The following is a 26,614-nucleotide window of genomic DNA, read 5'->3' as shown; positions in this document are numbered from 1 at the left end:
AAATGTAATGCTTTATATTAAGACTTAAGAATGCAGTATAAACAGCTGATGCAGATTTATATACTGTCTACCCCCTGTAAAGATTTTTGGGATGCTGGTTCGTCCAAATGGGGAGCTTTAGTAAAATTAGAATAAATCAATATAAACACGAGGATAGATATGGCCAAAAGAACCATTCAAACAGAAAAAAACTCTAAAAATATGATGGATGCCGGCTTTACCGGAGAAGATGCAGGCGTTGAAAGCTCTCTTCGTCCCAAGAGCCTTGATAAATACATAGGTCAGGAGAAGATCAAAAAGAGCCTTAAGATCTACATAGAAGCTGCCAAGGAGCGTGGAGACAGCCTTGATCACATCCTTTTTTACGGACCTCCCGGACTTGGTAAGACAACTCTTGCACAGATCATGGCTCATGAGATGGGAGTAAATATCAAGATCACATCAGGCCCTGCAATAGAAAAGCCGGGAGAGATGGCAGCAATCCTTAACAGCCTTCAGGAAGGTGATATTCTATTCGTTGATGAGATCCACAGAATATCCCGCCAGGTAGAAGAAGTGCTGTATCCAGCTATGGAAGACTTTGCAATAGACATCATGATCGGCAAAGGCCCTACAGCAAGATCTATCCGTCTTGATCTTCCAAGGTTTACTCTTGTTGGAGCTACAACAAGAGCGGGTATGCTGTCTGCGCCTCTTAGAGACAGATTCGGCATGATCCACAGGATGGAATTCTATAATGAAAAAGAGTTATCGCAGATCATAATCCAGTCTGCAAAAGTTCTTGGAATCGAAGTTGGCGAAGAAAGCGCCATAGAGATGGCAAGAAGAAGCCGTGGAACACCCAGACTTGCAAACCGCACACTTAAACGTGTACGAGACTATGCTCAGGTTAGGAATAATGGTATTGTTTCAATTGATATAGTAAGAGAAGCTCTGAATCTACTGGAAGTAGATGATATGGGACTTGACCACACAGACCACGAGATCTTAAAGACTATGATAGAGAAGTTCGGCGGAGGCCCTGTTGGTCTTGACACTCTGGCAGCTGCTATAGGTGAAGATGCCGGAACTATAGAAGATGTATATGAGCCCTATCTTATCAAATGCGGATTCATCAATAGAACTCCCAGAGGCCGCGTGGTAACACAACCGGGGTACGAGCAGATGGGACTAAAGATGCCGGAAGACTCTGATAATAAATGATATAAAAGTCCTGGTTGGGGCGTGTAGTATCCTCAATAAATAGAACTAAAAAAGATATGAAATAAAAAAATAGGATATATCAATAATATGGATTGCATAAAGATAATATATGGCATTCGGACTGATAGTGAAGGGCGGTGCATTCATTATCACAGTCATAAAGATGTGATAGCCAATAAATGCAATAAATGCGGTAAATTTTATGCCTGCTATAAATGCCACGATGAACTTGAAGACCATAAATTTGAGCCTGTAGATCCTGACGAGAAGGATACAGTTATGTGCGGCGCTTGTGGAAGGCTTTATAGCTATAATGAGTATTCATGTATTGAAAGGTGTCTTGACTGCGGTCATGAATATAACCCGGGATGTTCTTTGCATAAATCTATATATGCTGCAAGGTAAAATGGATTTTAATATCAAAATTTTTGGGTACACTAATTATATATGATTTGGAGTTTGATATGCAAAATAAAAATAAATACAATAAGACACTACTTGCCTGTTATCTTGGTTTTGTAGTTCAGGCTATCTGTGCCAATTTTGTTCCGCTGCTTTATATTGTATTTCACGATAATTACAATATTTCATTTGGGCAGCTGGCGCTTATTTCAACGACATTCTTTTTTACCCAGCTTATAGTTGATTATATATGCGGAAGAGTTGTAGACAAGATAGGATATAGACCTAGTATTGTTGCTTCGGAGATAACCTGCTGCGCGGGATTATCACTACTTGCAGTACTGCCGGATATAATGCCGTCGCCTTTTATAGGTATACTTATCTGTGTCACGATATATGCTATAGGTAGTGGTCTTATAGAAGTTCTGGTGAGTCCTATAATCGAAGCCTGTCCTTTTGATAATAAAGACGTTATGATGAGTCTTCTTCACTCGTTTTATTGTTGGGGAACTGTAGGCGTAATCCTTATTTCTACAATATTTTTTAAATTCTTTGGAATAGGTAACTGGAAGTTATTGGCTATTCTTTGGGCTATTGTCCCATTTTATAACATCTTTAATTTTGCAACCTGCCCTATAGAAAAGCTCGTGGATGATGGTCAGAGTATGACTATGGGAGAGCTGCTTAGATCAAAGACATTCTGGCTTTTTATATTGCTGATGGTCTGCGCAGGATCTTCTGAGATATCTATGTCTCAGTGGGCATCTGCTTTTGTGGAGTCGGCACTTCATATGTCCAAGGCAGTTGGAGATCTTGCAGGCCCTTGCGGATTTGCTGTTCTTATGGGAATAAGTAGAACTTTGTACGGCAAATTTGGCGAGAAGATCGACCTTACAGGTTTTATGATTGCTTCCGGTATTCTTTGTTTGATATGTTATTTACTGGCAGCTTTGTCCAAGGCGCCTGTAATGGGACTTGTTGGCTGCGCTTTATGTGGATTTTCAGTTGGTATCATGTGGCCTGGATCCATTAGCATATCTTCTAAAGTTATCCCAAGGGGAGGTACAGCGATGTTTGCACTTCTTGCTCTTGCAGGAGATTTGGGCGGTGCTTCCGGACCTGCGATCATAGGCTATGTATCCCAGTTTGCAGGCAACAACATACAGGCCGGGATTCTTTCCGGCATCGGTTTTCCGATTGTCTTGGTCATATGTGTACTGGTTATTAAAAGAGTAAAAAACAATGATATTCTATGAACTGATGAATCTATATATTGCCTATCCCAGTAAAACCCTTGGTGATACTGCACCGTCCAAGTGGAAAGTTTGAGTAATTAATCTTAGTTTTTTGGAGTGTTATTTATGAGTTCTGATATAGCAGTAATATTCGATATGGACGGCGTCCTTCTTGATACAGAGATGATATATATGAAAGCCTGGGAAGAGCGTGCGAGGCAGACTTTACTTGATGTGGACTTTGTACGAGATATGGTTCTTGCCTGTACAGGTACTACATCTGCCATGACAAAAGAGATCATGATCCAAAGACTTGGCAGTATAGAGGCTTATGAAGAAGGTGTTACATATACAAGAAACTATTTTCACAAATATATTAATGACAATGGTATACCTGTAAAAAAATACGTTCGAGATATCTTGCAGTATCTAAATAGTAATAATATACCAACAGGCCTTGCATCATCCACGAAAGAAGCTATCGTCAGACAGGAGATAAGCGAAGCCGGAATTATCGACTATTTTACAGTGATACTTGGCGGTGACAATGTTGTAAACGGCAAGCCTGCCCCTGACATATTCCTTGACTGCGCGTCAAAACTGAAAGCGGATCCCAAGAACTGCTATGTGATAGAAGATTCTTTTAACGGAATAAGAGCAGCATATGCGGCTGGCATGCATCCTATAATGGTTCCTGATCTAAGGCAGCCGGATGATGAGATCAGATCATACTGCGACGCGGTACTTCCTGATCTTAATGAAGTTATGGCTTTTATAAGAAGTAAGCTTAAGTCTGATCAGTGATGCCAGCTCGTCCAAGTAGGAAGGTTTACTGACGATAAACTAATTCCCCAGATTTATAAGCAGCGTCAGTTCATCATATGGGACTATGATCTGCGGATATCCTTCGGCATAGGGAGAGATTTCGTATGAGGCAAATCTCACGCCCACACCCTCCGGCGTCAGGAACCAGTTAAAGTCATTGTCCGTATAGGAATCGCGTATCTGCTCAATAGTCCCATCATATCCGCTAAAAAGTGATCCCTCATCAAGATCGTACACATGATCACATACAAGCTCTACAAATTCTGACTGTGACTGGCCGATGACATCGCTAAGTGCAAGAATCTTCCCGTCTTGCATGTCAAGAGTATAAGAGTACTGCCAGCCGATACCATGAGCACCTCCCCAGTACTGATAATCACTGGTAGTCAGGCATACATATCTTGAATCATAGTAGCTAAGTCCTGCGTAGCGATATGTATAGTTATATGGATATATATCCATAGGAGAGTATTCATCATAGGCATCCTGACTTAAAGCTATCTCCCCGGCCTCTTTTACAGAAGACTTGGCCATATCTGTAACATCCAGATTGTCAAGTATTGTCTCATTGAAAGATATAAAGTCATCTGATGTTGCCGGAAGCTGTGGTACTACAAGGTCAGAATAGAAAGTCATTACATCATAGTTATCATCTGTGTAGAAATAAGCATTGTGGAGAGTCTTAAAGGTTATGCCATACTGTTCGAGAATACCCACACTTGATTCAAGTCCATAATCAGGAGATGCCAGTACGATTTGGCTGCTCATATTATCATAAGGCATATAGCATAGACTATAACTTGAATCGGCGTAGTTGAGATACATCAAGCCGTCCTTGGTAAAATTTAAAACCTTAAGTCCGAAATCATTGTCCGGATCTTCACCTTCTGTGATATTCACAAAAGGTTCTATGCTACCATCAGACAGGCTTATCTTCAAGATGTCATATACATAATTCGGAACAGGATTCTCTGTAAGAGGGTGTCTTATCATTACAAAAATATTGTTGTCGTCATAATCAATAACACTAAAGTAAGAAGAATGCGCATATCCCATGGATTTAAGTTCTTCTTTGGTAAGAAGATCGTTTCTCTCACCTGAATTTATATCAATTGTATACAGATTATTATCAATAAGATTATTGCTCTGAATCATTACAAGCTTGTCTTTTGTGATTGCAGCTACATCATCTCCGCTTATATCAGCAATCTTTCTGGCATTATTATTGTCTTTTGGAATAAAATACAAGGACGCCTGATTGCCTGCGCTATCTGTAGTATATATGCCTCCATAATAGTCTATAGAAGAAGGCGAGTAGATATAATCGCCATAATCAAGATGTACAGGAACAAGGTTATCACCAAGGCTTAGATCAAGATCCGAGAAGTCGCCGCATTCTTCACCCAAAGAGCCGTCGTCATTTATCTTATAACCTTCGAATAAGATGTTATTGTCAAGGTCAAAACTATAGACATACAAAGCACCATTATGTATATCTATACCACTTGTATATCCGACCTTGGTCTTATAAGAGAGCTTGGAGATGGCTCCGTTTGTGTCTATTCTATATACATATTCGTTGTAATCGGCAAGATCTTCACCGATCAGATATATATTGTCATTGTATATCAGGATATTATCAGGATGGCTTGCCTGTAGATCCAGACTATCATTTGGAAAAAGACATACAGTCTCATCAGGATTTTCTTTAGATGTACGCCATAATTTGGAATTAAAGCAATAGTAATAGTAGCTTTCGTCTTCTTTTATTTTCTCATTAAAATTAAGTTTCCTTGACTGGGAATTAAGATTTATGGTACCATTTGTAGCTTCTGTGGTATCAGGGCCAAAAGATGCGGCCAAATTGCTATTATCAGATGAGTTATCTGTAATGCTGTTAGAAGAGCCTGACTCTTTAGAGCCTATCATAGGAGATGTGCATGAACATAGTGAAAGTGTAAGAGTAAGAGATGTTGTCAAAAATAACCTGGAGAATTTACCATTATTACTCATAAATACCAACCTCATTATGATATGTATTATTAAGGGGAATTACATAAGGATGTACTTCTATTCCCCCGTTTACAGGATGTAAACAGGGAATGTATAGAAATACAAGGATGCACTTCTATTCCCGTTTACAGGATGTAAACAGGGAATGTCCAGAAGTGCATGGATGCACTTCTATTCCCCCGTATAATGTTTGTTATAATATACAATCCTTGGTTGCGTCAAGGCTTCCATGAGTTTATAATCATAATGAGACTTTGAAAGTTCAATATTTCTGGGGAGGAAGATCAATGGCAGCAAAAACCGATGCACAAGTCATCATTGGCGGAAGGGTGCTAACATTAAGCGGTTATGAAAGTGAAGAGTATCTTCAGAAGGTGGCATCATACCTTAATGGCAAGATATCAGACTGCAGCAAGATTGAAGGATTTAACAGACAGCCTGTGGATCTTCAGGCGATCCTCCTTCAGCTCAATATAGCAGACGATTATTTTAAGGCCAAGAAGCAGATATCTCTTCTTGAAGAGCAGGCCACAGAGAAAGAGAAAGAACTCTATGACCTTAAGCATGAGCTTATAGCTTCTCAGATCAAGCTTGAGAACACTGAGAAGAATGTAAAAAATCTTGAAAAGAATCTTGAAGAGGATTCAAGAAAGATAATACAGCTTGAAACAGAGTTAAAAAACAAAGTCACACCTATAGGTTCCGGCAAAAGGCATTAAGCCATAAGGCGCCTGTTTTACTCGCGACATGAGGTTAAGTATGAAAATGTTCCATTTTCATACCCAAATTAGTGTAGCAAGCTCCACTAATTTGAACCATTAGCCGCTCACTTTGTTCGCGACATGAGGTTAAGTATTGTGTGATACGAGGAATTATATGAAAGATTTACAACGCCCGGAGCTCCTTGCTCCGGCCGGTAATTATGAAGCATTTTTAGGTGCGATATCTGCAGGAGCAGATGCCGTATATCTTGGCGGCCAGAAGTTTGGCGCCAGAGCCTATGCTGACAATTTTGACACGCAGCAGGTCATTAGAGCTATAAATTATGCTCATCTATATGGCAGGAAGCTTTATATGACTGTTAATACGCTGGTCAAGGAAGAAGAATTCGATGACCTGTACGATTATCTTGCGCCTTTCGCACAAGCGGGGCTTGATGGAGTGATCGTACAGGATTTTGGTGTTTGGGGATTTGTAAAAGAGCATTTTCCAAACGTTGAGCTTCACGCAAGTACTCAGATGGCTGTAACAGGCGTATATGGAGCCAGGCTTCTTAAAAAGATGGGCGCAGTAAGAGTTGTTCCTGCTAGAGAATTGTCGCTGCAGGAGATGATCGACATCAAAGAAAAGGCCGGGATTGAAGTAGAAGCCTTCATCCACGGAGCTATGTGTTATTGTTATTCCGGCATGTGCCTTTTTTCCTCAATTGTAGGAGGCAGATCCGGCAACAGAGGAAGGTGCGCACAGCCTTGCAGACTGCCATATATTGTTCATGGCGGATTATCACAAAGCGCTAATGACAGGAACTTTTCCCCAAGCGATAACACAAGCGAAGATGATGAGTATTATCCACTGTCCCTTAAGGATATGTGTACTATAGAGATAATCCCAAGTCTTATAGAAGCAGGCATTGACTCTTTCAAGATTGAAGGTCGTATGAAAAAGCCCGAATATGTCGCCGGAGTTGTATCTATATACAGAAAGTATATAGATAAGTATCTTGAAGATCCTAAAGCTCCTTTTAAAGTTGATCCCAAAGATCTTGATGTATTAAGACATTTGTATCTTAGGACTGAGATAAGTCAGGGCTATTATCAAAGACATAATTCCAGAGACATGGTAACATTGTCATCTCCCAGCTACAGCGGTTCTGATGATAGGCTTATTGCAAGTATCAGGGATACATATCTTACCGGCGAGAAGAAGAGAGAGATCGAGGCATACGGATATTTCCATCCCGGATGTGAGTCTATGCTGACTTTGAGCTTGGGCGATGTGTCTGTAACTGTATCCGGACAGGTTGTTCAGGAGGCTTCCAAACGTCCTTTGTCCAAAGAGGATTTTGCGCAGCGTATCATGAAGCTTGGAGATACATTCTTTGAACTAAGAAAAGAGGATCTTACAATCGATATGGATGAAAGTGATCCTGGTATCTTCATGCCGGTTAAAGAGATCAACGAACTTAGGAGAAGTGCCTGCGAGAAGCTTTTGCAGGAATTATCCAGGAAAGCTTAAGTATATCGTAATAAGGATATTCGAGTATCAAAACAAAAAATACTAAAAAAATAAATAATATGAAAAAATTATAAATAAACAACTTCATATTCTGGTCAGCAATATGGAACAGCTCAAAGCGGTTGTTTCTATGAACATAAAGCCTCAGCGCTTATACATTGACTATCATATGCTTTTGGATGAGGTTCCTTCGCTTGCTACACAGGTATCAGATGATATAGATATCTATGTGGCACTTCCATATATGATGAGAAATGAGACAGGCCTTGAAGGAATCAGGGATATACAGCGCATTTGGAAATCCTGCAGTTCTTTTTCCAAGGGATTTCTTGTAAGGAATTTGGAAGAACTTGCATTTCTTTCTTTAAACGAAGACGGAACTTTTGATGGTCGTATAATATGTGACTATGGTATCTATATGTGGAATCACGGCGCAGCTGATCTTGTTTTTGGACAGATGCGTGTTGATGAAGGCTGTATACCGTATGAACTTAACAGACATGAGCTTGGTGAAGTCCTTAAGTCTATTGATGGCAAAGCTGATTATGTCTTTTCTTCCTGTATATACGGATATATACCTATGATGGTATCTGCCGGATGCGTGAAGAAGACTATGAATAATTGCTCCGGACGGTTTGGAACCAACTATACGGCATATGACAGTATTACAGACAGGAAGAATAATTCCATGAAGGTGCTGACAGACTGTCGTCAGTGTCTTAATATTATCTACAATAGTGTTCCACTTTCTCTTCACAAACAGATAGAGAGCCTATCTAAAGAGAATGGTATTACTGCTTTCAGGATTGATCTTTCGACAGAAAGTGGCAGGGATGCTAAGTTGATATTGGATTTCTGGGAGGAGATCCTTGAAGGCGGCCGTGGCGAAGCTCCATATAAGGAATATACTACTGGACATTATAAAAGAGGAACAGAGTAAAATTGGGAGAAGTTTTTGAATGAGGTTATATATTGTTGAGATTTCGAAGTATGTTATCGCCATACTTAGCTGTCTCTTTGCAATGTGCGGTTTTATCGCACTTAAGTTTAAGAGTGAGAAAAAGAGAGCACCGATATACGCACTTCAGATAATCATGCAGGTAATTATACTTGTTCTTAGTTTTATTACCATAGTTTTACGTACAGGTAACTTAAACTATATTTTTTATGGAATCGGTATAGTGCTTGTATTGTCGAGTCTTTTGCTTTTATTCAGCGCATTTTTTCCTGACGGCAATAAACTGATCATTAATAATGCCGCCTTTCTTATGATGACGTCTGTCATCATGCTGATGAGGATAGATTCCGGTAAGGCATTACGGCAGATGATCATTGCAGGTGTATCCATCGTTGCAATGTTTATTGTATGTGAGATTGTATACAAGCTGCCGGTATTAACAAACCTTACGTGGGCTTATGCGATTTTGGGAGCTGTTTTTCTCGGAATCGTACTTCTGTGCGGTTCAATTACCAATGGTTCATATATTTCTTTTACCGCCTTCGGTGTTACATTCCAGCCTTCTGAATTTGTAAAGCTTATCTTTATATTCTTTTTGTCGTGCGTTTTGTGCAGGGCTGCAACTATCAAGGAGGCATTGATCACTTTTGGAGTAGCTATGGTCTATATTCTTATCCTTATGATGAGTAGAGACCTGGGTGCATCTGCGATACTTTTTATCATATATCTTGCAGTTTTATTTGTAGCATCAAGGAATCCTGCCTATCTTCTTGCCGGAGTGGGGATAGGTATGGTCGGAGCTATTGCAGGATTTATGCTTTTCAGACACGTAAGAGTCCGCGTGCAGGCTTGGCTTGATCCATGGTCTACGATTGAATCAACAGGATATCAGCTTACACAGTCACTTTTTGGCATAAGTTCAGGCGGATGGTTTGGACTTGGACTTTTTAAGGGCAATCCTCAGACTATTCCTTACGTAGAAGATGACTTTATCTTTTCTGCTATAGCAGAGGAGTTTGGCATTATTTACAGTATCTCCATGATACTTGTTGTGATATCTATGTTCCTTATGATGCTTTTGGAAGCATCAAGGCTCAGGGATAGATGGTCCAAATATATTGACTGTGGTATTGCAGTATGGCTTATCTTTCAGACTTTCCTTACAGTAGGCGGAGGATCTAAATTCATACCTCTTACGGGTGTCACACTTCCGCTTGTAAGCTATGGCGGAACCTCTCTTATGGTCACAATGTTGTCTATAGGTGTATTTGAAGCAACATGTCTTATAAGAGTTGATGAACATTATGAGGCTCTGGAGAGATACAGACAAGCTCAGGCAATGTCACACGATTATCAGGACTGATGGACATCTTTGGTCTAAGTATATAGCCTATGGAGGCAGACAGATTTGAATAACAATAAAGCAATCACATTTTTAGCTGTATTTTTTACAGGGCTTGTTGCTACAATGCTTGTGTATATAGGCTGGTACAGCTATGCTAACAGAGTTGAATTTGTAATGAATGATTATAACAAGCGTGCATCTCAGCTTCAGGAAGAGAATAGCAGAGGATCCATAATATCTTCTGATGGCAAGGAACTGGCACTTACAGTAACTGACGAAGAGGGCAATGAAGTAAGGTCTTATCCTTATTCCAATCAGTTTGCTCATGTTGTAGGTTATGCAGACATGGGTGGTATGGGGATAGAAAAGTCGATGAAATACTACCTGATCAACTGTAATTCATCGCTTGCAACCAAGGCTTCTTATGATGATAAGGGACTTAAGTTCCCGGGAGATAATGTATATACCACTATTAATGCAAGCCTTCAGGTCCTTGCATATTATTCTCTTGGAGATTACAACGGAGCTGTCATCATCTCGGATCCCAATACCGGAGCTATACTGGCTATGGTTTCAAAGCCTGATTTTAATCCCAATACGATCAAGGCTGACTGGAATACACTATCCAATGATAAGACTACAGCAGCTCTTGTTAATAGAAGTACTCAGGGATTGTATCCGCCGGGATCAACCTTTAAGATTGTTACTTCATTGGAGTTCTTGCGAGAGAATCCTACTACATATGGCGAATATACATTTTCTTGTAAAGGATCTCTTACTGTTAACGGAGCTTCTATCAAGTGTTATCACAATCAGGTTCACGGAGGCCTTGATTTTTTCTCATCATTTGCCAAGTCCTGTAACTCCTCTTACGCCAATATCGGTCTTTCACTTGATCAGACTATGTTTGCGAAGACTTTGGATGAACTTATGTTCAATGAGGAACTGCCGGTTGACTTTCCATATTCAAAAAGTATAGCAACTGCAAGTACCTCTCTTTCAGCCGAAGACAAGATGCAGCTTTCGATAGGCCAGGGCGCTACCAGCGTATCGCCTCTTCATATGAATATGATAACAATGGCAATAGCCAATGGCGGAACACTTATGAAGCCTTATCTGGTATCCGGTGTTAAGTCAGCTGATGGTAAGGCTGTAGAGACTTTTAATCCTCAGGAGTACGGCCAGCTTATGACTTCAGACGAAGCTGCGACTCTTACACAGATGATGGAGCAGGTAGTGCAGTCAGGTACAGCTACAGGTCTTGCAGACTCTCCGTACAATGCAGTAGGCAAGACAGGCTCAGCGGAGTATTCATCATCGTCTTCAGATTCACATGCATGGTTTACCGGATTTGCTCCTAAGGATGATCCGCAGATTTGTGTTACAATAATTATGGAAAAAGCAGGAAGCGGCGGACATATGGCTGTTCCTGTTGCTAAGCGTATATTTGATGAGTATTTTGGAGTTAATTCTTTGAATTAATGGGAGAACTTTTTGAAAAAACATTATTGCGAATTTGATAAAAATTTATATGTCGGACAGTCTCTTAAGAATCTCCCTCTGGTAAAATGGAAAATGCAGCACGGAGCAGGGCAACTGTCTGTATATGCCATATGCAAAGCAGGGAATCCTCATGACCAGCTTGATATCATTCACTGCGGGGTGCTGACTCAGAAGTTCTTTAGGAACAATCCTGTCCATGTGTACGGGCTTGCTGCAGGATATACAGAAGCCCTGGATATGGTGGTGATGATATCCGTACGTGCTTCAGAATGCGGTATGGACGGTGATCTTTTGGGATATCTTGAGACAATGGGAGCACAGGAGGAAGAAGAGTGATACTGGGGACTTTTCTTAGCATTTTAAAAATAATAGGCATCGCTTTGCTGGTGATCCTTTTGGTAATACTTGCCCTCCTTCTTATTATTTTATTTGTTCCTTTGAGGTACAGAGCCAAAGCAGTTATAGGAAGGATCGACATTGATAAGTTATCTGAATTGTCAGATGAAGGCTCCGGCGATGACACTGATCATGGCTTGGAAGAAGCTGCGCCGAATGATCCTAAGAGCTATGTTTTAGACAAGATTGACTGCAAGGCTTCTTTTAGCTGGCTATTACATCTTGTAAGAGGCGGCATCGGATATCCGGAGAATACCAGCTTTTGGCTAAAGGTCCTTTTCTTTAAGATTCTTCCAAAATCTGAAGAAAAGAAGCAAAGGAAAGAGGAAAAGACAAGAAGAAAAGAAGAAAAGAAGAGCCAGGCCAAATTAGAAAAGGCAATGGATAATGCCGGTTCCTATGAAGAAGTTTCTGACCAAAGCTCAAAAGATGCAGGTAATCAGGAATCATTAAATGACCAAAATAAATCAAATAATAAAAAGTCCTCTGAAAATAAGACTTCAGATATTAGTGCTTCAAATATTGAGGCTTCTGATAAAAAGGATGTATCCGGCGATTTAGATACATCTGATGATGGAAATGTTCATAAAGATGATTCTGAAAATGATCATGAAAATGATTATAGAAATGATCATGGAAATGATGCAGCAGAAGATGATAATGATTCGGAAGAATTGGAAGATAAAGAAGACATTGATATTTTTACTTTCTTTGATTTTATAGAAAAGATGGCAGACCTTTTCGAGAAGGCTCTGGACTTTCTTGAAAAGCCCGGAGAGGCTGTAGAAAAAGCTTTCTATACAATATCAAGGGCATATGATAAAATGGATTTGATCAAGGATCTGCTTGATAGTCCTACATTTGAGAGGGCTTTTTTACGTGCAAAAAAGGATCTATATCTTGTACTAAGGCATATTATGCCGGGTAAGATAGATGCCGATATATTACTGGGTATCGGAGATCCTGCGTCCATGGGCAAGCTCCTTGCAGGCGTAAGTGTTGTTAATACCTTTAACGACTATGATATCTGGCTTGAACCTGATTTTGAGAACAAGGTAGTAGAAGCCAGTGTCGATATCAAAGGCAGAATAGCTCTTTGGAGGCTTTTATTATCAGCAGCCAGAGTTTATTTTAATAAAGATATACGAAAAGTTTGGAAAAGATTTGATCGTATAATGAAAAAATAAGAGGACTTAAAAGGGAGGATATATGGAGAATAAACATTTTGACGGAATTGTTGATTCCCTTATGGAAGGCATGCAGCAGATGCTTTCTGCAAAAACTGTAGTAGGTGAGCCTACTAAGATAGGTGATACTATCATCATTCCACTTGTTGATGTATCAATGGGTGTAGGTGCAGGCTCCAAGGACGAAGAGAAGAAAAAGCGCGGAGCAGGTGGATTTGGAGCTAAGATGTCTCCAACAGCTGTTCTTGTTATTAGAAACGGACAGACAAAGCTTGTAAATATCAAGAATCAGGATGCAGTTACAAAGATACTGGATCTTGTTCCTGATGTTATCAATAAATTCCAGGGCGGCTCTAAAAATGACATGCCAAGTGATGAAGATGTGGTAGATGCCGCTTTTGGAGATGATGAGAAGTAATTAGATGTCATCACTTATGAATGGGAGATGGCTGTAGTAGTTTGCAGTTCATATCTGCGAAAGGGAGAAAGCCATGGATCAGAATCGAAGTGACGAGCTTTTTGAAAGAACAGATCAAAGTTCATTAGAAGAACTAAGACGTTTTCTTTTTAAGGAAAGCTGCAGACTCAAGAATCAGGAATCTGCTCTTGACGACCAGTGGCTAAAACTGGAAAAGGAACGTACCCTTCTTAAAGAAGAAATTGATAAAGCCGGTAAGAAGCTTCAGGAACAGAGGGCTGAATTCGAACATGACCGTTCATTTTTTGACCAGAAGATGCAGATCCTCAAAGACGGATATGACAAATTAAGTAACGACCGCAAAGCTCTTGAGATCGAGAAAAAGAAGATAATGCAGGAAAGGATCATGCTCCAGGAGGATCTTGCCAATGCAGAAGTCAAGCTTCAGGAACAGTCTGCAGGTCTTATGAATGTCCTTTTTAAAGGCGCAGATACCCCTTTATCGCTAAAGAAAAGGTATAAAGCCCTGATGAAGATATTTCATCCGGATAATGTAAAGGGAGATGATGAGCTTGTTCAATGGCTCAACATCGAATACTCCAAGCTTAAGCAGGAGATGGAAGATAGTCTTGGAGATCAGGCTTCACAGCAGTGATCATAGACAGAGCATTTCTTTATGGCATTATAGATGATAATTAATGTATACAGACTGTTAATAATTGCTTATATTAAAGCTTCACTGTCAAAAAAATTATAAAATTATCATCAAATGTAAATTTCTTCTTGCAAAAACTCGAATGTTTTGTTATAGTATCAATGTTGCGACTGCATAGGATGATTTTTTGAGTCGTCATTATGCGTACATGGATGTGATTTTTAATTTAAAATTCTCATTAATTAACATAGTTTTACAGGAGGTGTTAAGATGGCAAAGTGTGAAGTATGTGGCAAGGGCGTTCATTTTGGTAACAACGTAAGCCATTCCCATAGAAGATCAAACAGAGCATGGAACGCTAATGTTCAGCGTGTTGCAGTTAAGATCAACGGATCTACTCGCAGAATGAACGTTTGCACCAGCTGCCTCAGATCAAATGCTGTTGAGAGAGCTTAATTATTTCTGAGAAATGACACGGAAGCGCTTCTTTTTTAAGAGGAAGCGCTTTATTTTTTGTAATACCTGTCATATAATTATGCTATCTATGCATACATAGAAATGCCATTTTACGAGGAGGACAACCAATGAAGGCTTCATCATTGAACACACATATGGGCAATATTTCCATAGACAACGAGGTAATAGCTCAGTATGCCGGAACTGTTGCGATGGAATGCTTCGGTATTGTTGGCATGGCTAACGTTAGTATAAGAGACGGACTGGTAAGTTTGCTTCGTTCTGATAACATGACTAAGGGTATCAACGTAGAACTTAACCAGAACAAGAAGCTTGTACTTAATTTTCACGTTATTATTGCTTACGGTGTAAGTATTTCTGCTGTTGCAGATAACCTTATCGACTCAGTTAAGTATAAGGTTGAAGAGTTTACAGGACTAGAAATAGAGAAGATCAATATTTATGTCGAAGGTGTTCGAGTTATCGACTGATCGACTTGTGTAGGAGGAACCTAACTTGAGTACAAGTAGCATTGATTCAAGAATGGTCGCAAGAATGTTTCTTGCGGGCGCAAAGAACCTTGAAGCTAAAAAAGAATGGATCAACCAGTTGAACGTATTCCCTGTACCGGATGGTGATACAGGAACAAATATGACTATGACTATCATGGCTGCAGCCAAGGAAGTTCAGGAATGTGATAAAAACGACATGGCTGCGGTTTGTAAGGCTATCTCATCTGGATCTCTTCGCGGAGCCAGAGGTAATTCAGGCGTTATCCTGTCACAGCTTTTAAGAGGACTTACAAAGGGACTTAAGGAGCATGAGGAGATTGATGTTCAGATACTCGCCGATGCTTTTGATAAGGCTGTAGAGACAGCATACAAGGCTGTAATGAAGCCTAAGGAAGGAACAATCCTTACAGTAGCCAAGGGTGCAGGCGATAAGGCAAGAGAACTTGCCAGTGCCGGCGAAACAGATATCGAGAAGTTTGCTAAGGAAGTTATTGAGTATGCAGACGAAGTTCTCGATAAAACCCCTGATATGCTCCCTGTTCTTAAACAGGCAGGCGTAGTAGATTCAGGCGGAGAAGGCCTTGTACAGGTGCTTAAAGGAGCTCTTAGCGGACTTCTTGGAGAAGAGATCGATCTTACACCTGTAGCAGCTGTAGAAGCTCCTACAGCTCCTAAGAAGATCGTATCCAAGGAAGCTCCTGTAGAGATCAAATATGGTTATTGTACAGAATTCGTTATTCTCTTAAAGAGAGAACTTAATGCCAAGCAGGAATCTGATTTCAGAAAATTCCTCGGAGATATCGGTGATAGTATCGTAATGGTAGCAGATGACGAGATCTGCAAGATCCATGTACATACCAATGATCCGGGACTTGCTATTCAGAAGGCGCTTCTTTTAGGACAGCTTTCTAACATGAAGGTTGATAACATGCGTATGGAGCATCGTGAGAAGCTCTTCCACATGAATGAGAACGGAACAGCTGATGAGATCGATCAGGAGATCTCCGGAATGGCTGAGCGCACAATTCCTCAGGATGCTGAGTATGAATATCCTGAAGGAGAGATCAAGGTATCTGGCAAGCACGTTGATGCAGTACTTAACGATGCTGCAAAATGGGGCGATGATAAGGGCGAAGCTTTCGGTTCTATGGAAGAGAATAAAGCTTCTGAGCCTGCCGAAGAACCTGCTGATTTTGGATTTGTTGCTGTATGTGCCGGTGACGGTCTTACAGAACTTTTCAAGGGACTTGGTGTTGATGAAGTCATCAGCGGTGGCCAGACTATGAACCCTAGTACTGATGATATCCTTACAGCAATCGAGCATGTTAATGCCAAGACTGTATTTGTTCTTCCTAATAACAAGAACATCATCATGGCGGCTAATCAGGCAAGAGATCTGTCAGAGGATAAGGAAGTCATCGTAATCCCTACCAAGACAGTTCCTCAGGGTGTAACTGCAGTTATCAATTTCATACCTGATATGTCTGCTGAAGAGAACAAAGAGACTATGATGGATGTTATCGGCGGAGTACATACAGGTGAAGTTACATATGCAGTACGTGATACAGTTATAGATGACAAACAGATCCATGAAGGTGATTACATGGGTATTGGTGATGAAGGCATCATTTCTGTTGGACAGAAGATGGAAGATGTAACCTTCGAAATGCTCAAAGGTCTTATGTCAGAAGAGCTTGAGCTTATCAGTATCTATTATGGAGCAGATGTAGATGAAGAGACTGCTGAGAGCCTTAGAAAGCGTGTAGCTAACGAATATCCTAATTGCGATATCGAGCTTCAGGCTGGTGGACAGCCTGTTTATTACTACATAGTATCTGCAGAATAAATAAATGTTTTAAAAGGTATACCGGGAAGGTCAGACCTTTCCGGTATTTTTATGTCCGTGATGCATTCTTGTATCTGGCGACATTAGATAACATAATCATAATCAAAGGAGTGCAGTTTGAAAATGCTACATTTTCAAACACAAATTGGTGTCGCGAGCTCCACCAATTTGAACCATTAGTCGCTCATTTCACTCGCGACATGAGGTTAAAAGTGAATTATGGCAGAAATATCTAAGCAGAAGTTTATGAATACCCTTCTTGAAGCAGGTATTCAGGTATCATATGAAATCGGTATGCCGGTTGCTATATGCGAAAGCAAAGATGATATGCCCGGTATGCTTCGCAGAGTCAAGGAACTTGCTAAGAAGATAGACTACAATGAGAGCCTTGGCGTAAAGTGCGTATAAGAATTCTGAAAGAGTTTAGCTATGGCTGAGCTCTTTTTATATAAACAGAATATGATTTTAATAAACTGAAACTTCGCACTTGCCAAACATACGCCACCCTTTGAGGCAGCGCCGATACGGATAGTTTATAATGAATTTTCATATCTTGAAGGTGTTATAATTCAGGGCATGATATCTGGATTTTTATATTCTAGGGTCTGAAACTCGCTTCGCTCAGACATGCAGACCCTAAGAAGAATATAAAAATCCATCTCTCATGCTCCTGAATTTTATAACACCTTCAAAAGATATGAAAATGCATTATAAACTATCCGCATCGACGCTGCCTCAAAGGGTGGCGTATGTTTGGCAAGTGCGAAGTTTGAGTTAATAAAGTATATTATACGTATATATAGAGAATTTTTCTTTGTTATATTGATTGGAACTAGTGAGGTCAATGAGAAATTTGGGTCTGAATTGTTTTATAATTTTGTCAAAAATGCCAACTCCACATCTAAAAAATGCTGTGATAAAATTAGTATCGAAATCAGGAGAGCGTGCGCATTGGCTAATCTGGTCAATGGGTAGTGGTTGCTCTTATAATAATAAACTTAAACTTCCCACTTGGACGGACCAGCTTCCCCTAAGCCTTTACAGAGGTAGGCAGTATATAAATCATTGTCACACTTTTTAATCATTTTATAGAATTCATGAGCGTGATAGATGGAGATTTTTATTCTGCCAGGGGCTGCATGTTTGAGCGAAGCGAGTTTCAGCCCCCAGAATAAAAAGCTTCAGATATCATGCCATGAATTCATAAAATGATTAACAGTGTGGAAATGATTTATATACTGTCTACCTCTGTAAAGGCTTAGGGGAAGCTGGTTCGTCCAAGTGGGAAGTTTGAGCGATAAATTTAAATAATACAGGGGTTGTGAGGAGAAATGCATGAAAAACGTTGAGAAAATCAAGGTTTTAAGAGCAGTTGAGGGTTCAGAGAAGACTATCGATTATTATAATGTTCTTGGCAACATGGGAGATCTCAAATACAATTACTCCGATTATATGATCACTGGTCCGGTTGTGGCAGATGAGGAGCTTAAGCGCCTTCCGCATGCCAATTATGATCTTTGCTGTGCGCTTATGACTATGCTTCTTAGAGAAGATTATTTTGATAATGGTCAGTTCGTAAGGCGTTGCCGTGATGGTCAGGTTAGTCTTGTTATCAAGAAGATGACTGAACTGTTATCTCAGCAGGCTTAATAGGTAAAATAATTACAAGCTGTTTGATTAGTAGATTTGTATTTGATAAGTATATTTCAAACAAAATTCCATTATGCTTACAAGGATCTCTGTACTAGATGGTATGGAGGTCTTTTTTTGCCTATGAGCGGTTATGGACTGATATTTTTAAACTAAAGTATTATCTTTATGATTTACACTGGTATCATATCTTGTGATATTCTATAAAAGGTGGTTTGTATTATCGCTCACATAGTTACTTTTTAAAATTGAATTGATGTTGTGAGCTCTTAAGCTCAAACTATTAGCGGTTCATTTTTCTTACGACATGAGGTTTAGCATGAACGAAGCTTCTTTAAAAGAAACAATAGAATCCCTAAAAGGGATTGGAGATAAAACTGCAAAAGTATTTGAAAAGGCCGGTATAGTACGTATAGAAGATCTTCTTGAGTACTATCCCAGGAACTATGATACATTTGAAGATGTAGTCAAAGTATCTGATCTTAAAAGCGGAAACACAGTAGCTGTCAGGTGTCAGATAATAGGTAATATATATGCCAAGAATATCAGAAATATGTCAATCATTACTTTTGATATAGGTGATATCACAGGCAAAGCCAAGGTTACATATTTTAACCAGCCATATCTTAGAAGTACTTTAAAGCAGGGGCATTACTATATTTTCAGAGGGCTTGTAACAAGAAAAGGGAATACATTTTGCTTTAATCAGCCAAAAATATATCAGCCTGAAGACTATTTTGCACTGCAAGGAACAATGCAGCCGATCTATCCTCTTGTCAAAGGCCTGTCCAACAATATGGTTGTCAAAGCAATGAAACAGGCTATGGAATCAGCTGTTTACATGAAAGATCCACTTCCTTCATATCTCATTGAAGATAACAACCTTATGGAGTACAGGGATGCTATTAAGAGCATACATTTCCCCAAGGATAAACATACTTTTGATATAGCAAGAAGGAGACTATCATACAATGAATTTCTTTTCTTCATCCTAAGACTGCGTATCTTAAAGCTTACAGAAGAAGAGTCTGTAAGTACTGCTGTTATGAAGAAGTCTGAGCTTGTAGACAGATTCCTTGAAAAGCTTCCGTATGACCTTACAGATGCCCAGAAAAGGGTGTATAAAGAAATAGAGGCAGATCTTACAGGCAGTAGAGTCATGAACCGTCTCATTCAAGGAGATGTAGGCTCCGGCAAGACCATCCTTGCCTTTCTTGCACTTCTTATAACAGTCGAGAACGGTTATCAAGGGGCCATGATGGCTCCTACTGAAGTTCTTGCAAGGCAGCATTATGAAGATATCTGCAATATGGCCAAGGAATATGACCTTCCATTTAGGCCTGTTCTTATGATCGGATCTCTAAAGGCTAAGGAAAAGAAAGAAAATAAAAAAGGTATAGAGGATGGCACCTACAATGTCTGTATCGGTACCAATGCTCTTATTCAGGATACTGTGAATTATAAGAATCTTGCTCTTGTTATAACGGATGAGCAGCACAGATTTGGTGTGCGTCAGCGCGAGAAGTTTGCAGGCAAGGGTGAGTGCACACACGTTCTTGCCATGAGTGCAACTCCTATCCCCAGAACACTTGCCATAATCCTATACGGCGATCTTCACGTATCTGTTCTTGATGAAAAGCCTGCATCACGCCTTCCCATCAAGAACTGCGTGGTAGGACCTGATTACAGGCCTACGGCTTATAGATTTATAGAAAAACAAGTGTCTTTAGGGCACCAGGTCTATGTAATCTGCCCTATGATAGAAGAAGGTGAGATGAATGACGTAGAGAATGTCACGGATTATACTGAGAAGCTAAGAAAAGAGCTGTCACCTTCAATACACGTAGATATGCTCAATGGACGCATGAAAGCTTCTGAAAAAGATGAGCTTATGGAGAAGTTTGCAAATAAGGAAATAGACGTTCTGGTATCAACAACTGTTATTGAAGTTGGTATTAATGTCCCTAATGCAACAGTCATGATGATAGAGAATGCCGAGCATTTCGGACTTGCTCAGCTTCATCAGCTTAGAGGGCGCGTAGGAAGAGGCAAAGATCAAAGTTATTGTATATTCATGAATACTTCTGAGTCCAAAGATGCTGCTGCTCGTCTGGATATACTTGGAAAGTCCAATGATGGATTCAAGATAGCCGAAGAAGATCTAAAGCAAAGAGGCCCCGGCGATATGTTCGGAATAAGGCAAAGTGGTGATCTTTTCTTTAAAATTGGTGATATATATGCTGACTCAGATCTTATCAAGAAGGCTTCGATAGATGCTGACCGCATACTTGGTGATGATCCTGACCTTTGTAAAAAAGAAAATGAGGCACTTCATAAGGCTCTTGCCGGCGCTAATGAAACGATTGTTTTATAACGCTATTTCACCACTTTTATATATAATTATGTTTTTTTTGCTAATTAATTGTCCTGCAAACGTCTTATTTGACAGTATTACTGACGCAAGGTAATATAATTAAGGAATTTTATGACATAAATTCAAAGCGAGGTATATTCATGTCTAAAGTAGCGATTATTACAGACTCCAATAGTGGTATTACACAGGCTGAAGGCGAGAAGCTTGGAATTAAAGTAGTTCCAATGCCATTTACTATCGCCGGAACCGATTATTTAGAGGATATAAACCTGACTCAGGAAGAGTTTTATACAAAGCTTAGCAGTGATGAAGAGGTATCTACATCTCAGCCTTCTCCGGGTAATCTTATGGATTTATGGGACGAGGTACTCAAAGAATACGATGAGATCGTTTATATCCCGATGAGTAGCGGTCTTTCTTCATCTTGCGCAAGTGCAACAAGTCTTTCACAGGACGATGACTATGAAGGCAAGGTATTTGTAGTCAACAATCAGAGAATCTCTGTAACTATGAGAAATTCTGTCCTTGATGCCATCAGACTTGCAGATGAAGGCAAGACAGGTGCTCAGATCAAAGAGATACTCGAAGCTGATAAGTTTAATTCAAGTATTTATATCATGCTTGATACTCTTTATTATCTTAAAAAAGGCGGCAGGATAACACCTGCAGCAGCTGCTCTTGGTACGATTCTTCGTATTAAGCCGGTTCTTCAGATTCAGGGTGAGAAGCTTGACTCTTTTGCCAAGGCAAGGACAACTTCCCAGGGACAGAAGATCATGCTTAATGCCATAAAAGATGACGCGGAGAAACGTTTTGGAGGCCTTGACCCTCAGAACGTAAGAATTGATGCGGCATTCACACAAGATATCGAAAAAGCAAACGAGTGGAAGCAGATGATAGAAGAGACTTTCCCCGGATTTGACGTGCATATGGATCCGCTTTCACTTTCTGTTTCATGCCATATAGGACCGGGAGCCCTGGCTGTTACAGTTACCAAGATTTTAAAATAAAACTTAGGGGGATTTTTCTTAATGCCTAAAACAAACGAATACGATGCCGGCAGTATTACTGTCCTGGAGGGCCTGGAAGCGGTCCGTAAGAGACCCGGAATGTACATCGGATCCGTATCTACAAGAGGACTCAATCACCTCGTATATGAAATAGTTGATAATGCAGTAGATGAACACCTGGCCGGTTACTGCTCAAGGATCAATGTGACCCTTGAAGCAGACGGTTCGGCTACTGTAGAAGATAACGGCCGTGGTATTCCTGTAGGAATGCATGCCAAGGGTGTTACCGCAGAACGTGTCGTTCTGACTATGCTTCACGCCGGCGGTAAATTTGATAACGCATCTTATAAGACATCGGGAGGTCTCCACGGTGTTGGTTCATCGGTTGTTAATGCACTTTCCACCTGGATGAAAGTCAGGATCAAAGAGAATGGTGCTATATATGAAGATTCTTATGAAAGAGGCGTTCCTACAACTGATCTTGTAAACGGCCTTCTTCCTGAAGTAGGCAAAACAAGAGAACACGGAACTACGATCTCTTTCCTTCCTGATCCTGAAATCTTTGAAAAGACAAGATTTAAGGAAGAAGATATCAAGAACAGACTCCATGAAACAGCATACCTTAATCCTGATCTTCTGATTGTCTATGAAGATAAAAGGCCCGGAACAGAAGAGCATCTCGAATTCCATGAGCCTGAAGGTATCCGCGGATTTGTTAAAGAGATGAACAGGAATGCTGATACACTTCATGACATAGTCTACTATACAGGGGAGAGCGATAATATCTCTGTAGAAGTTGCCTTCCAGTATGTCAATGATTTTCATGAAGATGTACTTGGTTTTTGTAATAATATCTATAACTCTGAAGGTGGTACTCATATTACTGGTTTTAAGACTGTATTTACTACCATCATCAATAACTATGCAAGAGAACTTGGTAACCTCAAGGACAAGGATCAGAATTTTACAGGTGCCGATGTAAGAAACGGACTTACTGCAGTTATATCCATCAAGCATCCGGATCCAAGATTTGAAGGTCAGACCAAGACCAAGCTTGATAACCAGGATGCCGGTAAAGTTGTATCCAAGATAACAGGTGATGAGCTTACAAGATTTTTTGACAGAAATTTAGAGACACTTAAGGCTGTCATCAGCTGTGCCGAGAAGGCTGCCAAGATACGTAAGACAGAAGAGAAGACCAAGACCAATCTTCTTACTAAGCAAAAATATTCTTTTGATTCAAATGGTAAACTTGCCAATTGTATCAGTAAAGAAGCTGATAAATGCGAGATCTTCATCGTAGAGGGTGATTCCGCAGGTGGCAGTGCCAAGATGGCAAGAGACAGACAGTATCAGGCAATCCTTCCTATCCGTGGTAAGATCCTTAACGTTGAGAAGGCTTCGATTGATAAGGTGCTTGCAAATGCCGAGATCAAGGCTATGATCAATGCCTTTGGATGCGGATTTTCAGAAGGATACGGCAATGATTTTGATATATCCAAGCTTCGTTATAACAAGATAGTCATTATGGCCGATGCCGATGTGGATGGTGCTCATATCGCAACACTTCTTCTGACACTGTTCTACAGATTTATGCCGGAACTTATACAGCAGGGACATGTGTATATAGCTATGCCTCCTCTTTATAAGGTTATCCCGTCCAAAGGCAAGGAAGAGTATCTGTATGATGATAAGGCTCTTGAGAAGTATCGTGCTACCCACAAGGGTAATTTTACACTTCAAAGATATAAGGGTCTTGGTGAGATGGATCCACAGCAGCTCTGGGAGACAACTCTTGATCCCAATAACAGGATGATGCGTGTTGTAGAAATTGATGATGCCAAGACAGCATCTCATATGACTGAGCTTCTCATGGGAACAGATGTTCCGCCAAGACGTGCATTTATTCACGACCATGCAGATGATGCAGAGCTTGATTTTCAGGCTTAAGAGGATAGTGCATGAACTTTATGTCATGCAACTACAAACATATAAATATGCCTTGGGATGATTGACTAGATGTCAATTAAGTTCCAAATACTTTATAAAAAACATTTTGCGAGGAATTTATGGAAGAACAGCGGATTATTCGAAGTGAATATTCTGAAATAATGCAGCAGTCTTATATAGACTACGCAATGAGTGTTATAGTTGCACGTGCTCTGCCGGACATCAGGGATGGACTCAAACCCGTTCAGAGACGTACTCTTTATGATATGTATGAGCTTGGTATCAGATACGATCGCCCGTATAGAAAGAGTGCCCGTATCGTTGGTGATACAATGGGTAAATATCACCCGCACGGTGACAGCTCAATATATGACTGTCTCGTAGTTATGGCTCAGGACTTTAAGAAAGAGCTGCCTTTAGTAGACGGACACGGTAACTTTGGTACTATCGAAGGCGACAGCGCTGCTGCAATGAGATATACAGAAGCAAGACTTGCCCGTATCACACAGGAGACATTTCTTGCTGATCTTGACAAGGACATCGTAGATTTTGTACCTAACTTTGATGCTACAGAGAAGGAACCTTCAGTTCTGCCTGTCAAGATTCCTAACTTTCTGGTCAACGGATCTGAAGGTATAGCTGTTGGTATGGCGACAAGTACTCCTCCTCATAACCTTGCTGAGGTTATAGATGCTGAGATAGCCCTTATGCAGGACGAGACGTTGTCAACAAAACAGCTCATGAAATATATCAAAGGACCTGATTTTCCTACAGGTGGTATAGTTATCAACAAGGACGAACTGGCAGCTATCTATGAAACAGGCGAAGGTAAAATCCGTATCAGAGGTAAGGTTGAGACAGAAAAGGCCAAAAACGGTCACATAAACCTTATCATCAGTGAGATACCATATACCATGATAGGCGCCGGAATCGGTAAGTTCTGTTCAGATGTAGCAGCACTTGCTGAGAAGAAGGTTACAAATGATATCATTGATATCTCCAACCAGTCTTCAAAAGAAGGTATCCGTATCGTAATCGAGCTTAAAAAGGATACAGATGTAGATAACTTCACAAATCTTCTTTACAAGAAGACCAAGCTTGAAGATACTTTTGGCGTTAATATGCTTGCTATCTACAACGGACGTCCTGAGACTATGGGCCTTAAGTCCATACTTCAGGCTTCGATCGATTTTCAGTTTGAGACAGCGCGCCGCAAGTATACAACACTTCTTCAGAAAGAGACTGACAAGAAGGAAGTTCAGGAAGGTCTTATCAAGGCTTGTAATGTTATAGATCTTGTGATTGAGATCTTAAGAGGATCTAAGACACGTGTGCAGGCCAAAGAGTGTCTTGTAAATGGTATAACAGAAGGTATCAACTTCAAGTCACGTGAATCAGCGGTTATGGCTTCTCAGCTTCATTTTACTGAGCGCCAGGCAGATGCTATCCTTGAGATGCGTCTGTACAAACTTATCGGACTTGAGCTTGATGCTCTTATCAAGGAGCATGAAGAGACTGTTGCCAATATTTACAGATATGAGGATATTCTTGAAGACAGAACGTCCATGTCTATGGTCATTCAGGAAGAGCTTAAGAATATACGCAATGAATACAGGCAGAAGAGACGTACAGAAGTCGGTCAGTTTGAAGAGGCTGTATATGAAGAAAAGCCTGAAGAAGAGATCGATGTAGCATTTATCATGGACCGTTTTGGCTATGCCAAGACAATCGATGCTACAACATATGACAAGAACTTTGATACTATCAAGAATGACTTTAAGTACAGCTTTAAGGTGAAAAATACCAGCAGGATTTGCGTATTTACACATCTTGGCAATCTTCACACCATCAAAGTTCAGGATCTTCCTGCAGGTAAGATGCGTGATAAGGGTGTTCCGATAGACAATGTATCCAATTATGATACTACCAAGGAACAGATCATTGCGGTGCTGCCTCAGTCATCACTTAATATTTACCGCTTGCTTTTTGTTACTAAATCAGCCATGATGAAAATAGTAAGCGGCGGCGAGTTTGATGTTACCAGAAAACTTGTAGCAGCAACTAAACTGTCAGAAGGCGATGAGCTTATAAGTGTATCTGTTGTAACAGATGAAGAGAGCTGCGTATTATATACAGAGAATGGGTATGGACTCAGATTCCTTCTTGAAGAGGTTCCTGATCAGAAAAAGACAGCAGTTGGTGTTCATGGCATGAATCTTACCAAGAATGACAGCGTACGTGATGTATGGCTTCTTAAGCCTGAAGAGACCAGAGAAGTAAGTATAGGCGAGAAGTCTTTTGACATAGGAACAGTCAAGATTGCAGGACGTAATACCAAAGGCTCTAAGATCAAGCTCAAATAATGAATCCGGATCATAGATTCAAGAATCAGCGATCTTTGGATCTATGATTTCTATACAATACTATAATAAAGCACATAT

Annotated in this window: 23 protein-coding genes; 22 read left to right on the top strand and 1 reads right to left on the bottom strand. The window is 40.2% G+C overall.

From position 1 onward, the window contains the following. The first annotated feature begins 159 nt into the window (after positions 1–159). The 4 genes from ruvB to I7804_RS11930 all read left to right on the top strand — a co-directional run bounded on the left by ruvB (position 160) and on the right by I7804_RS11930 (position 3,644). Entirely contained in the window at positions 160–1,203 is a 1,044-nt protein-coding gene (gene ruvB / locus I7804_RS11945; protein WP_331477807.1) for a Holliday junction branch migration DNA helicase RuvB, read from the top strand. An 87-nt stretch (positions 1,204–1,290) separates the two neighbouring features. Next, positions 1,291–1,608, top strand: coding sequence for a CHY zinc finger protein (locus tag I7804_RS11940; protein ID WP_248403665.1), 318 nt, complete (start codon positions 1,291–1,293; stop codon positions 1,606–1,608). Between the two features lie 59 nt (positions 1,609–1,667). Continuing rightward, entirely contained in the window at positions 1,668–2,861 is a 1,194-nt protein-coding gene (locus tag I7804_RS11935) for an MFS transporter (protein ID WP_074757055.1), read from the top strand. A 105-nt stretch (positions 2,862–2,966) separates the two neighbouring features. After that, positions 2,967–3,644: an HAD family hydrolase gene (locus tag I7804_RS11930; RefSeq protein ID WP_027204901.1), complete on the top strand. Its 678-nt coding sequence runs from the start codon at positions 2,967–2,969 to the stop codon at positions 3,642–3,644. 39 nt (positions 3,645–3,683) lie between these two features. On the opposite strand, the gene I7804_RS11925 is transcribed toward I7804_RS11930, so the two are convergent. After that, on the bottom strand, positions 3,684–5,678 hold the full coding sequence (locus I7804_RS11925) for an RsiV family protein (protein ID WP_248403664.1): 1,995 nt from the start codon (positions 5,676–5,678) through the stop codon (positions 3,684–3,686). 287 nt (positions 5,679–5,965) lie between these two features. Between I7804_RS11925 and zapA the strand changes: the two genes are divergently transcribed. The 18 genes from zapA to I7804_RS11835 all read left to right on the top strand — a co-directional run bounded on the left by zapA (position 5,966) and on the right by I7804_RS11835 (position 26,536). After that, positions 5,966–6,397, top strand: a complete 432-nt coding sequence (gene zapA / locus I7804_RS11920) for a cell division protein ZapA (protein ID WP_022753125.1) — start codon at positions 5,966–5,968, stop codon at positions 6,395–6,397. Between the two features lie 157 nt (positions 6,398–6,554). Then, entirely contained in the window at positions 6,555–7,913 is a 1,359-nt protein-coding gene (locus tag I7804_RS11915) for a peptidase U32 family protein (RefSeq protein ID WP_248403663.1), read from the top strand. Positions 7,914–8,016: 103 nt separating this feature from the next. Next, entirely contained in the window at positions 8,017–8,853 is an 837-nt protein-coding gene (locus tag I7804_RS11910; protein ID WP_248403662.1) for a hypothetical protein, read from the top strand. 19 nt (positions 8,854–8,872) lie between these two features. Beyond that, positions 8,873–10,234 (top strand): FtsW/RodA/SpoVE family cell cycle protein, encoded by a 1,362-nt coding sequence (locus I7804_RS11905; RefSeq protein ID WP_022753126.1) that lies wholly within the window; start codon positions 8,873–8,875, stop codon positions 10,232–10,234. A gap of 45 nt (positions 10,235–10,279) precedes the next feature. Further along, the gene (locus tag I7804_RS11900; protein ID WP_248403661.1) at positions 10,280–11,698 is read left to right on the top strand and encodes a peptidoglycan D,D-transpeptidase FtsI family protein; all 1,419 of its coding nucleotides are present in this window, start codon (positions 10,280–10,282) and stop codon (positions 11,696–11,698) included. 12 nt (positions 11,699–11,710) lie between these two features. Continuing rightward, on the top strand, positions 11,711–12,055 hold the full coding sequence (locus I7804_RS11895) for a hypothetical protein (protein ID WP_248403660.1): 345 nt from the start codon (positions 11,711–11,713) through the stop codon (positions 12,053–12,055). Then, positions 12,052–13,302, top strand: a complete 1,251-nt coding sequence (locus tag I7804_RS11890) for a hypothetical protein (protein ID WP_248403659.1) — start codon at positions 12,052–12,054, stop codon at positions 13,300–13,302. The genes I7804_RS11895 and I7804_RS11890 overlap by 4 nt, the downstream gene beginning before the upstream one ends. Positions 13,303–13,324: 22 nt before the next feature. Beyond that, positions 13,325–13,720: a GerW family sporulation protein gene (locus tag I7804_RS11885; protein ID WP_022753130.1), complete on the top strand. Its 396-nt coding sequence runs from the start codon at positions 13,325–13,327 to the stop codon at positions 13,718–13,720. Positions 13,721–13,793: 73 nt separating this feature from the next. Then, positions 13,794–14,375, top strand: a complete 582-nt coding sequence (locus I7804_RS11880; RefSeq protein ID WP_248403658.1) for a hypothetical protein — start codon at positions 13,794–13,796, stop codon at positions 14,373–14,375. Positions 14,376–14,645: 270 nt separating this feature from the next. Next, a complete protein-coding gene (gene rpmB, locus I7804_RS11875) occupies positions 14,646–14,831 on the top strand; it encodes a 50S ribosomal protein L28 (RefSeq protein ID WP_022753132.1) in 186 nt (61 codons plus the stop codon). A 128-nt stretch (positions 14,832–14,959) separates the two neighbouring features. Further along, a complete protein-coding gene (locus I7804_RS11870; RefSeq protein WP_022753133.1) occupies positions 14,960–15,322 on the top strand; it encodes an Asp23/Gls24 family envelope stress response protein in 363 nt (120 codons plus the stop codon). Positions 15,323–15,347: 25 nt separating this feature from the next. Continuing rightward, a complete protein-coding gene (locus I7804_RS11865) occupies positions 15,348–17,189 on the top strand; it encodes a DAK2 domain-containing protein (RefSeq protein WP_248403657.1) in 1,842 nt (613 codons plus the stop codon). Between the two features lie 219 nt (positions 17,190–17,408). Then, a complete protein-coding gene (locus I7804_RS11860) occupies positions 17,409–17,597 on the top strand; it encodes a hypothetical protein (protein ID WP_248403656.1) in 189 nt (62 codons plus the stop codon). 927 nt (positions 17,598–18,524) lie between these two features. After that, on the top strand, positions 18,525–18,839 hold the full coding sequence (locus tag I7804_RS11855; protein ID WP_022753136.1) for a hypothetical protein: 315 nt from the start codon (positions 18,525–18,527) through the stop codon (positions 18,837–18,839). A 307-nt stretch (positions 18,840–19,146) separates the two neighbouring features. Beyond that, entirely contained in the window at positions 19,147–21,213 is a 2,067-nt protein-coding gene (gene recG, locus I7804_RS11850) for an ATP-dependent DNA helicase RecG (protein WP_248403655.1), read from the top strand. A 140-nt stretch (positions 21,214–21,353) separates the two neighbouring features. Then, a complete protein-coding gene (locus I7804_RS11845; protein WP_248403654.1) occupies positions 21,354–22,223 on the top strand; it encodes a DegV family protein in 870 nt (289 codons plus the stop codon). Between the two features lie 21 nt (positions 22,224–22,244). Continuing rightward, entirely contained in the window at positions 22,245–24,173 is a 1,929-nt protein-coding gene (locus tag I7804_RS11840) for a DNA gyrase/topoisomerase IV subunit B (protein ID WP_027204892.1), read from the top strand. Between the two features lie 119 nt (positions 24,174–24,292). Next, complete coding sequence (locus tag I7804_RS11835) at positions 24,293–26,536, top strand: DNA gyrase/topoisomerase IV subunit A (RefSeq protein ID WP_248403653.1); 2,244 nt, start codon at positions 24,293–24,295, stop codon at positions 26,534–26,536. Positions 26,537–26,614: the final 78 nt, after the last annotated feature.

The organism is Butyrivibrio fibrisolvens (assembly GCF_023206215.1).
GTDB classification, from domain to species: Bacteria; Bacillota; Clostridia; order Lachnospirales; family Lachnospiraceae; genus Butyrivibrio; species Butyrivibrio fibrisolvens_C.
This window is presented reverse-complemented; position numbering and strand designations above follow the sequence as displayed.